A 337-nucleotide genomic window follows, 5' to 3' on the forward strand; every position below is an offset into this window, starting at 1 on the left:
TCAGTTTGAAATTCAAGTTCATGAAACAGAAAAGGAACTGTCTCAATTAGACGATAAAATTTCACGTCTGAATAAAATTATTAGCGCCATTGATGGTCTTAATTCTGGTGATTTTAGAAAAATTGAAACTTCTGAAGCAATTTTATCAGACTTAAAAATTAATCGTTCAACTAAGAAAGGTGATCTAAATAAAACAATTGAGGAGGTGAAATTTGAAAGACAAGTGTTAAATGATCGATTTAATGAAATAGTTGAAAGTTATAAAGTGTACCAATCTGTTAAAGAAAATGTCAGAGATCGAGAAGTAGAAAAAAGTAACTACAAAAGTCTTTAATCA

The 337-nt window shown here is 28.5% G+C and carries 1 protein-coding gene; it reads left to right on the forward strand.

The features are described 5' to 3' along the window. The coding region (locus tag RR45_RS11340; RefSeq protein WP_342351808.1) for a helical hairpin domain-containing protein at positions 1-334 on the forward strand (334 nt) is incomplete at its 5' end. Between the last annotated feature and the right edge of the window lie 3 nt (positions 335-337).

Source organism: Pseudolactococcus chungangensis CAU 28 = DSM 22330 (genome assembly GCF_002441885.1).
In the GTDB taxonomy this organism is placed as follows: Bacteria; Bacillota; Bacilli; order Lactobacillales; family Streptococcaceae; genus Pseudolactococcus; species Pseudolactococcus chungangensis.